The sequence below is a fragment of the Bacillus sp. FJAT-25509 genome, assembly GCF_001420605.1.
Lineage (GTDB): Bacteria > Bacillota > Bacilli > Bacillales > Bacillaceae_G > Gottfriedia.
In genome coordinates, this window is sequence record NZ_LJIZ01000032.1 from 88959 (window position 1) to 102425 (window position 13467).

The following is a 13467-nucleotide window of genomic DNA, read 5'->3' on the forward strand; positions in this document are numbered from 1 at the left end:
GGTTAAAACAGGTTTAATAGTTTGAGAATATGATTATTCATGTAACGTATTACTGAATTTACACGATTATAAATTTTATCTAATGATTAGTTAATATTTTATCTATCAAAAATAGAAAGCTTCCTTTAGGATGAGAGGGGATCGAAAGTTATGACAATGACATTAAATAGAGAGAATACAATTAAAAACGATGATATTGAAGAGACAAATACAAACGTAAAAAAATCAATTGTTTATGATACTCAAGATTTGAATTTATGGTATGGACAAGATAAAGCATTAAAAAATATAAATTTAAGTATTTATGAGAATGAAGTTACTGCAATTATTGGACCTAGTGGATGTGGTAAATCGACTTATTTAAAAACGTTAAATCGTATGGTTGAATTAGTTCCTTCAGTTCGTACGGAAGGGAAGATTCTTTACCGCGAACAAGATATTTTTGATAAAAACTATCCTGTTGAAGAATTAAGAACGCATGTAGGAATGGTATTTCAAAAACCAAACGTATTCCCTAAATCAATCTGGGAAAATGTTGCATATGGACCAAAAATACATGGTATTAAAGATAAAGCTACATTAAACCAGATTGTTGAAAAAAGTTTAAAAGGCGCAGCAATTTGGGATGAAGTTAAAGATCGTTTACATGAGAATGCTTTTGGTCTTTCAGGGGGGCAACAACAACGTTTATGTATCGCGCGCTGTCTTGCAATTGAGCCAGATGTCATTTTAATGGATGAGCCTACTTCAGCACTTGATCCTATTTCAACTTTAAAAGTTGAAGAGTTAATTCATGATTTAAAGAAAGATTTTAGTATTATTATTGTTACTCATAATATGCAACAAGCAGCCCGTGTTTCTGATAAAACTGCTTTCTTTTTAAGCGGTGAAGTAGTTGAGTTCTCAGATACAAATAAACTGTTCTCAACACCTAAAGATAAACGTACTGAAGACTACATTACTGGACGATTCGGATAATAGAAGGGAACAGGTGAAAAGAGATGAGAAATCAATTTGAAGCAGACTTAAAATCATTACAAGAAATGATTATTGAATTGGCTGAGAAAACGAAAAAAGCAGTTATTAAAAGTATGGAGGCATTTCGTACTGAAAATATAGAATTAGCTTTAGAAGTAATCGATGAAGATGATCGCATCAATAAATTAGAAAAAGAAGTGAATGAATTAATTTTAGTAATTATTACAAGACAACAACCAGTTGCTGTGGACTTAAGAAGAAATTTAACGGCTATTAAGATTGCTCATGATCTTGAACGAGTGGCAGATTATGCAGTAAATATTGCAAAATCGACAATTCGTATACGTAGTCGTCAAGAAAACTTACCATTAGAGAATATCGAAAAAATGCATGAACTTGGCTTAGAAATGTTAACAAAAGCTTCAGAAGCATACCGAACAGAAGATTTACAAGCTGCTAAAGAGATTGGTGAAATTGATGATCTCGTTGATGAACTATATGGAACAACTGTTAGAACTCTAATGACAAGTATTGCAAATTCACCTGAGCATGTATCCAATATCATGCAAATGGCATTTATTTGCAGATATCTTGAAAGAATTGCGGACTATGCAACAAATATTGCAGAGAATATTTATTATTTAGTTAAAGGGAAACATTATTTATTAAATCAATAAATATAAGACGATCGTTTATAACAGTCAAATATGTTAAAAGGGTGTTCAGACAAAATTTACCTGAATGCCCTTTTGTCATATTTGTGTAATATAAAGCATACTTCTTTAACTAGTAGAAGATATTGAGGTGGTAATAAATGAAGGTTGTTATTTTAGCTGGAGGATATGGTCAAAGGCTTTTACCAATTACTAACAACATTCCTAAGCCACTATTACCAATCGCAAATAGAGCGGCAATTGAACATTTAATATTACATTTAACAAGACTTGGGTTTAATGAATTTATCATTCAGCTTCATTATATGTCCCAAGCAATAATAGAGACGATTAATGCAATGAAATTAATAAATGTTTCAATTGATTATATTATAGAAGAAAAAAGTTTAGGTTCAGCTGGTTGTTTAAGACTGTCTAAGCATTTTCTTAATGACCCCTTTCTATTAGTGAATGGTGATATTTTATTTGACGGTGATATTAGAGATGCAATTAAAATTCATTTTGAAAGTAAAAGTAAATTTTCTATGTTTGTAAAACAAGTTGATAAATGTGGATCATACGGAAATGTAAAAATAAAAAATGGACAAATAATCGATTTTATTGAAAAGCCGAATGAAGGTAGTGAAATTAGTAAATTAGTTAATACGGGAATTTATATTATGAATCCTGAATTATTAATTCAAATTCCAGAAAATCGTTATTTTGACATTAGTAATGATCTAATACCTTTAATGTTAAAAAATAATATCGGTTTAAATGCTTTTCATTTAGAAGGTTATTGGATTGATTATGGGACACCTAGAAGGTTTGCAAAGCTGAACGTAGATTGGATTGAAGAGAAATTAAACTTACCTATTCCTGCTGTTCAAATTTTACCTAGAATCTTTTTAGGTGAACATGTAACGATAAATAATAATGTTAAGATTGTTTCTCCCGTTATAATTGGGAATGATGTTACGATTGAAGAGAACTGTGTAATTGGCCCATATGTGTCGATTAGTTCAAATATTCGAATCGATCAAGGGAGTGTATTACATCATCAAGCTGTCTTTCAAAAATATACTCTGAATTATGAGAATAAGTTTGTACATAATTCAATAAAAAAAATTTCAAAAGAAATACATTGAATCAATAAAAACTATGGAAATTATCGCGAAAGAATGTTATTATATACAAGTCTGATTATGTCACTATGTCAGGAGGGAAAATAAAATGCGCGTAAATATTACATTAGCATGTACAGAATGCGGAGATCGTAACTACATCACTACTAAAAATAAACGTAATAACCCAGACCGTCTTGAGCTTAAAAAATATTGCCCAAGACTTAAAAAAGTTACAGTTCATCGCGAAACAAAGTAAACAGTAGGAATTTTCCTACTGTTTTTTTTATATTTAAATACTTATAATTTTAATTAGAATACATTTTATTAAACTCTTGAAAATTTAATCCTGACCTAAGGAGGACATTATTATGAAAAAAAAAGAAATTAGAAATTCTATGATGAAAAACTTGAAAAATATTTCAGTATCGGACCGAGAAGAAAAGTCAAACCAAATTATTGAAAAATTATTAAGCACAGAACAAATGAAGAATGCAGATATAATAGCAACAACAATGCCAATGGAGCATGAAATAAATACTAAGTATTTAATAACTGCTTGTTGGAAAATGAATAAATCAGTTGTTGTGCCTAAATGCAATCATGAAACTAGAGAAATGCATTTTTACAAAATCAATTCCTTCGATGATTTAAAGAAGGGGTATTTTGGAATACAAGAGCCAATTGAAGAAAAATGCGAGGAAATAAAGAAAGAATTTATTGATTTAATCATTGTTCCTGGCGTAGCATATACAAAAAATGGTGAAAGACTAGGATATGGTGGTGGTTATTATGATCGCTACTTAGAAGATTATAATAAACAACTCCTAGCCTTAGCTTATGACATTCAAATCATTGATGAACTACCGACAGAAAAACATGACATTATAATGCCGTTGGTTTTAACAGAATCAAGAATCATAAAAGCGATTTAATAAGTGTATAATGTGACACGATTTGTTTGAAAATAGGTAAGACTTAATTAGAGTAATTCAACATTGCACACAATGTATTTGTATACGACTAATATTGTAACAAATTTGTAAAAAGTTTCACAAACTTTGAGTGGAAATACATATATAATATAGAAGTCCCAGTTACTTACACTTTTATAACACAAATGAGGTGGATATTATGTTACACAAAGAAATAAATCGTGTCGCACTTATCGGAACAGGCGCAGTTGGAGCTAGCTATGCTTTTGGTATGTTAAATAAAGGTGTTGCCGAAGAATTAGTTATGATTGATTTAAATAAAGATAAAGCAGAAGGGGACGCAATGGATTTAAGTCATTGTCTGCCTTTTGTAGATTCTAGAACAAAAATTTGGGCTGGAGATTACAGTGATTGTAAAGATGCGAGTTTAGTCGTCATTACGGCTGGAGCAGCTCAAAAACCAGGAGAAACTCGTTTAGATTTAGTTGCAAAAAATTGCGCTATTTTTAAAGGGATCGTTGGAGAAATTATGGCTTCAGGATTTGACGGTATCTTTTTAATTGCCACAAATCCAGTAGATATATTAACTTATGCAACTTGGAAATTTTCAGGATTACCAAAAGAAAGAGTAATCGGATCTGGAACAAGTTTAGATACTGCGCGTTTTAGATATATGCTTGGGGATTATTTTAATGTTGATGCAAGAAATATCCATGGATATATTATCGGTGAACATGGTGACAGTGAACTACCAGTTTGGTCTAAAACAAATGTTGGTACCTCACCAGTACACCATGTATTAAAGAAAAATCCAAAATACAGTCAAAGAGAGCTTGATGAAATCTTTTTAAATACACGTGACGCTGCATATCACATTATTAAGAAAAAAGGTGCAACATACTATGGAATTGGAATGGGCTTAGTTAGATTAACAAAAGCAATTCTAAAAAATGAAAATAGTATTATTACGGTTTCTGCATATTTAGACGGACAATATGGAGAACACGATATATATATTGGTGTTCCAGCAGTAATTAATCGTGGTGGAATTCGAGAAGTTGTTGAACTAGATTTGAATGAATTAGAGCAACGACAGTTTAAAAACTCCGTAGACACATTAAGAAAAACGATGGAACCTATTTTATAAATTGTACAACTAAGACCTCTTTCTATTGAAAGAGGTTTTAGTGTATAGATTATTTGAAAAATATGCCATTTTTTTATATTGTTAAAGTAACAAAAAAGATGTTAGGGAGGTAATTTTGAAAAAGATAAATGGGAAGTACTATTGGGTTTTAATAATATTTATCATAATTATTATTGGACTAGCTCTATTTTTTAGAAATCAAAATTACTTCAATCATCAGAAGACATCACTGAAATTTCCGAATTACGATTATACAGCAGTAGAAGTTGAGGATGGATTATTAGCTGTAAAGAATCCTACATCTAATTTAGTATTAGTTAATAAAGAAAGAAAGCTACCAGATGGGTATGAGCCACCGGATTTAGTTTATCCGATTGTTCCTTTACATGGTGTAAACAAAGATAAGACATTAATGAGGAAAGAGGCAGCTCATGCTTTAGAAAAATTATTTGAAAGAGCAGAAAAAGATGGCATAAAGCTTACTCCAGTGTCAGCATATCGCTCTTTTGATCGACAAAAAAGCTTGTATAATTATTATGTACAAATTCATGGTGAAGATTGGACGCAATCTTTTAGTGCTGTTCCTGGTACAAGTGAACATCAAACTGGTTTATCAATAGATGTATCATCTCCAAACTTCGGTAACAAGCTTGAACAAGCATTTGGAGAAACGATAGAAGGAACTTGGCTTGCAGACCATGCACATGAATTTGGATTTATCATTCGTTATCCAGAGGACAAAGTAAAGATTACAGAATACAATTATGAACCATGGCATATAAGATATATCGGAATAAAATACGCTACATATCTCTATAAACATGATTTAGCTTTAGAGGAAGTAATGAAGCCTAAAAAATAATTATAAATGCCTATAAAATTAATGGTTTGTTTGGTATCTCACATTGACGAGTAATCGTTTGCAACTTATACTTATTACATGTTTAGAAAGATAAAATAATAGGAGTTAAGTATGAAATCCGTATATGATATTCAACAATTTCTAAAAAGTTATGGCACCTTTATTTATACAGGTGATCGATTAGCTGACTTAATGTTAATGCAAGATGAGCTAAAAGAATTATTTTTAGCGAATATACTTGAAAGTAAAGATTTACAAATTGCTACTATGATATTAAAGAAAGAAATGGATCAAATAAAAAATAAAACGGTTTGAAGAAATCGTTTTTTTTAGAATCTATTGCAAACGATTTCACTGCGAAGGGAGAAGGCATAATGGCTAAAATGATTGTAGGTGTAGATTTAGGTGGTACAAGCATTAAATTAGCATTATTAACAAATAACGGGGAATTCATCGATAAATGGGAAGTACCAACTGATAAATCTGATAGTGGTAAGCATATTCCTAAAACAATTACAATTGCAATTGAAGAAAAACTTAAACAGATGGATAAAACAAAAGAAGATATCGCTGGAATCGGTATTGGAGCTCCAGGTTCAGTTCGATTAGAAGATGGACTTATATTTGCAGCAGTAAACTTAGGGTGGGTTAATTTTCCTTTAAAGGAAATTCTAGAAAAGGAATCAGGTATTCCTGTAATCGTTGATAATGATGCAAATATAGCAGCTGTTGGCGAAATGTGGAAAGGTGCTGGAAATGGAGCAAAAGATGTAGTAATGGTCACACTAGGTACAGGTGTCGGCGGAGGCGTAATTGTAAATGGTGATGTTGCGCATGGTATTAGTGGATCTGCAGGTGAAATTGGCCATATAACAGTACAACTTGAAAATGGAGTACTATGTAATTGTGGAAAAACGGGATGCTTAGAAACAATTTCTTCAGCGACAGGAATTGCAAGAATAGCAAATGAGAAGTTACAAAATACGACAAAAGAGACAGTTTTAAAAGAAATGTCGAATGATTCGCCAATAACAGCAAAGGATGTTTTTGAAGCTTATTCAAATGGTGATGAAGTTGCAGAAGAAATCGTTAATCATGTAATGAAATATCTTGCTTTAGTTTTAGCCGGAGTAGGAAATACATTAAATCCTGAAAATATCATTATTGGTGGTGGAGTATCAAATGCAGGTGAATTACTATTAAGACCACTAAAGAAATATTTTGACGAATTTGCTTTTACTACAGTGCGTGATTCGACAAAACTTTCAATTGCCAAGTTAGGGAACGATGCAGGAGCAATTGGAGCTGCATATTTAGTAAAAAAATTTATTACTAATGAAATTTAACTTAAATTTAAGGTGCTTCTAATTGAAGTGCCTTATTATGTTTATTGTATTGAATTGAAAAAAAAATTAGTTATTTGACGAGGGAACTAGTTTATGATAAATTGAATGACGTTAGAAAAAAACCTAAGGTACGTCAGATAAAATTTTTTTGATCCATACATTAGTAGCTAATAATTGTATGAATCATTTCAAAAATTCTTGGTATTAAAATGCCAATAAAATAGATATGTGAAATGCCAAACATTGTTTTTATATTAGATAAAATAGATTAATAGTCTTAACAAGAGGAGGAACAGAATATGTGGAAAAAGTTTATTAAAAACTTTGGATTCCCGTTACTTGCTGTATTCCTTTTATGGATTAAAGCAACGATTCTAAGCCAATTTTATTTTGATTTAGAAATTGAAAATTCAATGCAAGAATTTATTTTAATAATTGCTCCTATATCTTCATTATTAATATTTTTAGGTATAGCTCTTTTTGCAAAAGGACCAAAACGAAATAGAGCAGTTATTTGGATTAGTATAATCATGTCCTTTATATTAGTGGCCGATACGGCTTATTATTCATTCTTTGACGATTTCGTAACGATCCCAGTTTTATTTATGACACGAAACTTTGGTGATCTAGGTTCAAGTGTTAAAGCAATGATCAGCTATAAAACTATCTTAGCCTTTTCAGATATTTTTATCCTAATTGCAGTTAATTATTTCTGGGGTAAAAAATTCTTTACTACTGGTAACATTAAAGGGAAAGCTAGAACAGCTTATTTCTTAGTAGCAGTTGCTATTTTCTTAGTTAACCTTGGTTTAGCAGAAACTGAGCGTCCTCAATTATTAACGCGTTCATTTGATAGAGAATACATTGTTAAATTCTTAGGATTATACAATTACCATTTATATGATATGGTTATTCAATCAAAAACATCTGCTCAAAAAGCGATGGCTGATGATAGTCAATTAGCAGGAATCGAAAACTTTATTCGTGCTAACGATACTGGTGTGAATGCACAATTACATGGTAAATATAAAGGTAAAAACGTTGTTGTAGTTTCATTAGAATCATTACAAAATTTCGTAATTGGACGAAAAATTAATGGACAAGAAATAACTCCTTTCTTAAATAAATTTACGAAAGAAAGTTATTATTTTGATAATTTTTACCACCAAACTGGACAAGGTAAAACATCTGATGCTGAATTCTTAATTGATAATAGTTTATTCCCGTTAGATCGTGGTGCTGTATACTTTACAAACAGTAGTAATACGTTTACAGCTACACCAGCGATTCTTAAACAGGATCAAAATTATTACACTTCAGTAATGCATTCAAATAATAAATCGTTCTGGAACCGAGATATGATGTATCCAAGTCTAGGTTACGATCGTTATTATAATGAAGTTGACTTTAAAGTATCTGCAGCTACTTCTATTGGCTGGGGACTAAAAGATAAATATTTCGTTGAACAAGCAGTAGACAAAATGGTAGCAGAGCCTAAACCGTTCTACAACCGTATGATTACACTAACTAACCATTATCCATTCGAATTAAATGATGAGGACTTAATGATCCCACGTTTAAAAACTGGAGACCAAACTGTTGATAATTATGTAACAACAGTACGTTATTTAGATGAATCAATTAAACATTTCATTGAAGAAATGAAAGCAAAAGGTTTATATAATAATACAATCATTGTTATGTATGGTGACCACTATGGTATTTCTGAAAACCATAACCGTGCAATGAGTGAAGTATTAGGACAAGACATTACTCCTGCAGAACATGTTAAATTACAAAAAGTACCTTTCTTTATCCACTTACCTGGACAAACTAAAGGTGAAACAGTTCATAAAGTTGCAGGTCAAATTGATGTTAAACCTACAATTTTAAACTTATTAGGTGAAGATCCAAATAAAACATCTATCAACTTTGGTAATGATATTTTCTCTCCTAAACACAAAAACTTTGTAGTTTTCCGTGATGGAACAATTGTTACTGATAAATATATTTACACTGGTGAGAAGATGTATGATCCAAATACTGGTGAAGAATTAAAAGGTCAAAAACCACCTAAAGAAGACTTAGCAAAAGCAAATAAATCACTTGAGTATTCAAACTCAATTATTTATAAAGATTTACTTCGTTTCTATGAAGTTAAATATAAAAAAGCTGATACGAAGTTTGAATAAACATGAAAAGCACTTCCTTAATGGGAGTGCTTTTCTTATGAACAGAAAAAGTAGTTCATATAAAAAAGTAATATCATGTTAATTTCCACTTTAGGATGCATGCCTTTAAGTGCGGCAAGAATTTTGGATCCCTTGTCATATTCATTCCTCCTGCAAGTCTTTTAACTCCATCTCTCAGCCATCACGTATCTTCACAGTAGTCGAATTCATGAATCTTTAATAATTCAATATGACAATGATAAAAAGCTAAATAAAGCACTTCCTAAACGAAAGTGCTTTCAGAGTGTTGCAATATAAAATCGTCAATAGGGAAAACGGACTTTAAGTGAACATTTAATAATGATAAAATTAGCATTTTTTGAATAATCTTTTAATGGTTTTAAATATAAATATGTTTGAGCAATTTTATTATTTCAATAACACTAGAAATGATTTTTTTTAGAAGTTAAAAATATTATAAGCTTTTTTAGAAAACAAATTCGATTATTCTAAGTAAATGCTATTTGATTAGGGTTTATCGCAGACATTTTTTGATGAATAAGTTGATTGGAATGGAGGGATGCTGGACTCCTATGGGATTAGCGGGAAGGCTGAGACCCCGCAGGCTCGCCGAGGAGGCTAAAGAATCTCGCCCCATGGAAAGCGAGCATCCTGGCATCCTGCAATGGAAATCAACATCACTCTACTCCTTTTACGAAAATTTAATAATTAATTGACAGGTAGTTTTTCAACAGCATGAGAGCACTTTCATAAACGAAAGTGCTTTTCTTAATTTTAATTACATACAATTAACTAGAAAATAACTGATGAGGTGAAAATTTTGTATAAAAACAATCTACCTTTATCCTTTCATCCAAGAAGATACGATTTTAATGAACTTTCGAAAGATATTAGTTTATTAGTACAAGAATTTTCTTTTCTTCGTTTAAATACAATTGGGCGGAGCGTCTTAAATCAACCAATATATGAGATTCAAATTGGAAGTGGACATAGAAAGGTGCATTGGAATGGTTCGTTTCATGCAAATGAATGGATTACAACCTGTGTAATCATGAAAATGCTTTATTGGATCTGTAACACTTTAACCACTGAGGATTTGCCATTTCATAAAGAATTATTAGGTTTATTTAGTGAAAATACCTTGTCGATTGTCCCAATGGTAAATCCTGATGGGGTAAATTTGGTTATAAATGAAACTGTTGAACAAAGTGATTATATGGAATTTGTTCATAAAATTAACGAAGGAAATGACGGTTTTACTGGATGGAAAGCGAATATTAGAGGTGTTGATTTAAACAATCAATTTCCTGCAAATTGGGAGTTAGAAAAAGAAAGAAAGAAACAAAAAACTTTCTCTCATAGAGACTACCCCGGAGATGCTCCATTAACTGAACCAGAAACAATTGCAATGAGTAACTTAGTAATCGAAAGGAAGTTTGATCTTATTTTGGCTTTGCATACTCAAGGTAAAGAATTTTATTGGGGTTATGACAATCTTGAACCGCCTATCTCGGAGGTTTATGCAAATTATTTTTCTAGTATCAGTCCCTATAAGGCAGTAAAAACAATTGATAGCCATGCAGGTTTTAAGGATTGGTATATACAAGATTTTCGGAAACCAGGATTTACACTTGAATTAGGTAAAGGAATCAATCCATTGCCACTCTCTATGTTTGAATCTATTTTTTCAGAGACTTTCCCAATACTGTTAGCGTCTTTATTTAATTTAGAAAACCAATCATTCTCAAAATAAAAAAGCTGACAACTTTGTCAGCTTTTTTATTTTAGTAACATGTTTTCTATATGTAGAAAATAGACCGTTACAAAATAAATAAATATTATAAGTGCGCTGGTGGATAACCGTTATGTAAAATTGTCATAATGGCAAACCAACCAAATAAAACTAATGTAGCGGCAGACCAAAAAACGGCTAAAAAGTTCTTCTTCTTTAATGATCCTAATAAAGCAGGAACACTTAGAATAGCTACTAGTATAAAAATAATAACTGTACCCATTGTAAACCCCCTATAAATTTCGTCAAGCAACCCCTGTTTGCTATCACATCATTATTATTGTAAAACTTTTGTGAACAATTGTCTATTTGAAATTAAGTGCTGAAACAAAATTATGATATAGTATTATATAGATTAAAAAAGAAAGCAGGGTATGAATATGAATGTTTTACAATTACCATTAGGTCCATTACAAACTAATTGTTACATCTTAAGTAATGATATGAATGAAGCGGTTATTTTTGATCCAGGCGAAGAAGCACATGTAATCTTTAATGTTATTGAAGAAAATAAATTAAAGCCATTAGCGATCCTTTTAACCCACGCTCATTTTGATCATATTGGGGCTGTTGATGATGTGCGTGATGAATATAATATACCCGTTTATATTCATAAATATGAAGCAGATTGGTTAACAGATGGACAAAAAAATGGTTCTGAATTATTTATGAGAAATCAGTCAATTTTTGCAAGAGAAGCAGATCACTTGATTGAAAAAGAAGGCAAAATGGAAATTGGTCGTTTCTTATTTTCAATTTTTGAAACTCCAGGCCATTCACCGGGAAGTGTTTCATTTTATTGTAAAGAAATAAAGACAGTTTTTTCTGGTGATGCATTATTTGAAGGAAGCATTGGACGAACTGATTTACCAGGTGGGGATCACGACCAGTTGATCAGAAGTATAAAAGGTAAGCTTCTTTCTTTACCTGATGATGTCGTTGTATGTAGTGGTCATGGAGAAACTACAACGATTGGTGATGAGAAAAGACATAATCCATTTTTATAATAAGGTAATACAATGAAAAACATAATTATTAATGCAATAAAAAACAGTAAAGAAGGTTTTATTACATACGAACAATTTATTTCGTTAGTGCTATATGATCTTGAAAAAGGTTATTATCAAATGGAAAATGAAAAAATTGGACGAAAAGGTGATTTCTATACTTCAAGCTCAGTTGGTTCAGTATATGGTGAAGTAATTGCAGCTTCATTTTGTCGTTTTGTTAAGAATAAGCTAATCGAACCTTTTTTTGTTGAAGTTGGTGGTGGAAATGGCAGATTCGCATCATCCTTTCTTTCGTACTGTGAAAAAAAAGAGCCCGAAATATATCGTAATTTAACTTACTATATGATTGATGCAAGTCAATATCATCGTAAATTACAAATAGAATTATTGGCGAACCATTTGAATTGTAAATACTTCTCAAATATATTAGAAATCGAGCAAATCAAAAATGGAATGGTATTTTCAAACGAATTGTTTGACGCTTTACCCGTTCGAGTAGTTGAATTTAATCAAAACGAATGGCTTGAGGTAGTAATTTTAATTGATGAACTAAATAATCTGAAAGAAAATCTCGTTAAAATACAAGATGATAAAATTAGTGATTTTCTAAGAAGAAATAATTTTGTTGGAACAAATGGGCAAAGAGTTGAAATTCCTGTTGGTATGAAAAAAGTTTATGATCTTTTACAATCGAAAATTAGTAAAGGAATCATTTTAACTGTTGATTATGGTTTCACGAGGGAAGAATGGGATGCACCCCATCGAATTAAGGGAAGTTTGCGCGGTTATTACAAGCACGAAATGAAATCAAATATACTAGAGAATTTGGGACATATGGACATTACAACTCATATTCACTGGGATGAATTAAAAATGTTCGGATTACAGAATCATATTGAAAATCTATACTTTTCTAGCCAAAGAGAAGCAATATTAGATTTTGGTATATTAAATTGGCTTATTCCGCATGCTCAGTCAAATCCATTTTCAAGCGAATATAAACAAAATAGAGCAGTGCAATCTTTAATTATGCCAGGGGGAATAAGCGATTCGTTTCAATGGCTATTACAAACAAAAGGTATGTCAACAAACGATCATACTAAGTTGAATGAATTGATTTCATTAAATGAATACAAATAAAAAAACCAGTCATATGACTGGTTTTTCTATTATTCACTAAAGCCAGGTACTAATAAGAAAGTACTATAATATGTAAATCCAATAAAGAACACAGTTAAGTATGCGCCAAAGATATAGATGTACATACGCTCAGAAAGCTTTAGATAGCCTAATACTACGAAAAATGCTGTTTGACATGCGAAAATAAGTGCAGCTGCTGACATATGTCCAACAAAGAACATTACCGTAAATATTGCTGTCCAGAATCCTAGAACGCGGAACATTCGATCCATCCTAAATCCCCCCATA

15 protein-coding genes are annotated in these 13467 nt (G+C 31.3%); 13 read left to right on the forward strand and 2 right to left on the reverse strand.

Features of this window, described 5'->3' with window-relative positions; all coding sequences use genetic code 11:
• Positions 1-156: 156 nt before the first annotated feature.
• The 11 genes from pstB (at position 157) to AN960_RS19435 (ending at position 10990) form a co-directional block, all read left to right on the forward strand.
• Positions 157-978, forward strand: coding sequence for a phosphate ABC transporter ATP-binding protein PstB (gene pstB, locus AN960_RS19385; protein WP_502692559.1), 822 nt, complete (start codon positions 157-159; stop codon positions 976-978).
• Positions 979-1001: 23 nt separating this feature from the next.
• Complete coding sequence (gene phoU / locus AN960_RS19390; protein WP_056475018.1) at positions 1002-1655, forward strand: phosphate signaling complex protein PhoU; 654 nt, start codon at positions 1002-1004, stop codon at positions 1653-1655.
• Positions 1656-1792: 137 nt separating this feature from the next.
• Positions 1793-2779, forward strand: a complete 987-nt coding sequence (locus tag AN960_RS19395; RefSeq protein ID WP_056475021.1) for a nucleotidyltransferase family protein — start codon at positions 1793-1795, stop codon at positions 2777-2779.
• 85 nt (positions 2780-2864) lie between these two features.
• The gene (rpmG, locus tag AN960_RS19400; RefSeq protein WP_056475024.1) at positions 2865-3014 is read left to right on the forward strand and encodes a 50S ribosomal protein L33; all 150 of its coding nucleotides are present in this window, start codon (positions 2865-2867) and stop codon (positions 3012-3014) included.
• A 112-nt stretch (positions 3015-3126) separates the two neighbouring features.
• Positions 3127-3690, forward strand: coding sequence for a 5-formyltetrahydrofolate cyclo-ligase (locus AN960_RS19405; protein ID WP_056475027.1), 564 nt, complete (start codon positions 3127-3129; stop codon positions 3688-3690).
• A gap of 199 nt (positions 3691-3889) precedes the next feature.
• Entirely contained in the window at positions 3890-4837 is a 948-nt protein-coding gene (locus tag AN960_RS19410) for an L-lactate dehydrogenase (protein WP_056475030.1), read from the forward strand.
• Between the two features lie 115 nt (positions 4838-4952).
• Positions 4953-5699: a M15 family metallopeptidase gene (locus AN960_RS19415; protein ID WP_056475032.1), complete on the forward strand. Its 747-nt coding sequence runs from the start codon at positions 4953-4955 to the stop codon at positions 5697-5699.
• 111 nt (positions 5700-5810) lie between these two features.
• A complete protein-coding gene (locus AN960_RS19420) occupies positions 5811-6014 on the forward strand; it encodes a YqgQ family protein (RefSeq protein ID WP_056475035.1) in 204 nt (67 codons plus the stop codon).
• Positions 6015-6070: 56 nt separating this feature from the next.
• The gene (locus tag AN960_RS19425; RefSeq protein WP_156339737.1) at positions 6071-7045 is read left to right on the forward strand and encodes an ROK family glucokinase; all 975 of its coding nucleotides are present in this window, start codon (positions 6071-6073) and stop codon (positions 7043-7045) included.
• A gap of 299 nt (positions 7046-7344) precedes the next feature.
• Complete coding sequence (locus AN960_RS19430) at positions 7345-9237, forward strand: LTA synthase family protein (protein ID WP_056475041.1); 1893 nt, start codon at positions 7345-7347, stop codon at positions 9235-9237.
• 820 nt (positions 9238-10057) lie between these two features.
• The gene (locus AN960_RS19435) at positions 10058-10990 is read left to right on the forward strand and encodes a M14 family metallopeptidase (RefSeq protein ID WP_056475043.1); all 933 of its coding nucleotides are present in this window, start codon (positions 10058-10060) and stop codon (positions 10988-10990) included.
• A gap of 85 nt (positions 10991-11075) precedes the next feature.
• Here the strand turns inward: AN960_RS19435 and AN960_RS24145 are convergent, their stop codons facing one another.
• Positions 11076-11252 carry a DUF2759 domain-containing protein gene (locus AN960_RS24145; RefSeq protein WP_069034124.1) on the reverse strand — a complete coding sequence of 59 codons (177 nt, stop codon included), beginning with the start codon at positions 11250-11252 and terminating at the stop codon, positions 11076-11078.
• A 157-nt stretch (positions 11253-11409) separates the two neighbouring features.
• Here AN960_RS24145 and AN960_RS19440 point away from each other — a divergent pair, with 157 nt between their 5' ends.
• Together AN960_RS19440 and AN960_RS19445 are read left to right on the forward strand one after the other, a co-directional pair.
• Positions 11410-12036: an MBL fold metallo-hydrolase gene (locus AN960_RS19440; protein WP_056475045.1), complete on the forward strand. Its 627-nt coding sequence runs from the start codon at positions 11410-11412 to the stop codon at positions 12034-12036.
• Between the two features lie 12 nt (positions 12037-12048).
• The gene (locus AN960_RS19445) at positions 12049-13179 is read left to right on the forward strand and encodes an SAM-dependent methyltransferase (RefSeq protein WP_056475048.1); all 1131 of its coding nucleotides are present in this window, start codon (positions 12049-12051) and stop codon (positions 13177-13179) included.
• Positions 13180-13208: 29 nt separating this feature from the next.
• Here the strand turns inward: AN960_RS19445 and AN960_RS19450 are convergent, their stop codons facing one another.
• Entirely contained in the window at positions 13209-13451 is a 243-nt protein-coding gene (locus AN960_RS19450) for a DUF2626 domain-containing protein (RefSeq protein WP_056475051.1), read from the reverse strand.
• Positions 13452-13467: the final 16 nt, after the last annotated feature.

Excerpts from the sequence above, each read along its gene's own strand:
- pstB (WP_502692559.1), top strand. The coding sequence starts at position 157 with ATGACATTAAATAGAGAGAATACAATTAAAAACGATGATATTGAAGAG.
- AN960_RS19405 (WP_056475027.1), top strand. The coding sequence starts at position 3,127 with ATGAAAAAAAAAGAAATTAGAAATTCTATGATGAAAAACTTGAAAAAT.
- AN960_RS19440 (WP_056475045.1), top strand. The coding sequence starts at position 11,410 with ATGAATGTTTTACAATTACCATTAGGTCCATTACAAACTAATTGTTAC.
- AN960_RS24145 (WP_069034124.1), bottom strand. The coding sequence starts at position 11,252 with ATGGGTACAGTTATTATTTTTATACTAGTAGCTATTCTAAGTGTTCCT.
- AN960_RS19445 (WP_056475048.1), top strand. The coding sequence starts at position 12,049 with ATGAAAAACATAATTATTAATGCAATAAAAAACAGTAAAGAAGGTTTT.
- AN960_RS19420 (WP_056475035.1), top strand. The coding sequence starts at position 5,811 with ATGAAATCCGTATATGATATTCAACAATTTCTAAAAAGTTATGGCACC.
- rpmG (WP_056475024.1), top strand. The coding sequence starts at position 2,865 with ATGCGCGTAAATATTACATTAGCATGTACAGAATGCGGAGATCGTAAC.
- phoU (WP_056475018.1), top strand. The coding sequence starts at position 1,002 with ATGAGAAATCAATTTGAAGCAGACTTAAAATCATTACAAGAAATGATT.
- AN960_RS19450 (WP_056475051.1), bottom strand. The coding sequence starts at position 13,451 with ATGGATCGAATGTTCCGCGTTCTAGGATTCTGGACAGCAATATTTACG.
- AN960_RS19395 (WP_056475021.1), top strand. The coding sequence starts at position 1,793 with ATGAAGGTTGTTATTTTAGCTGGAGGATATGGTCAAAGGCTTTTACCA.
- AN960_RS19410 (WP_056475030.1), top strand. The coding sequence starts at position 3,890 with ATGTTACACAAAGAAATAAATCGTGTCGCACTTATCGGAACAGGCGCA.
- AN960_RS19430 (WP_056475041.1), top strand. The coding sequence starts at position 7,345 with ATGTGGAAAAAGTTTATTAAAAACTTTGGATTCCCGTTACTTGCTGTA.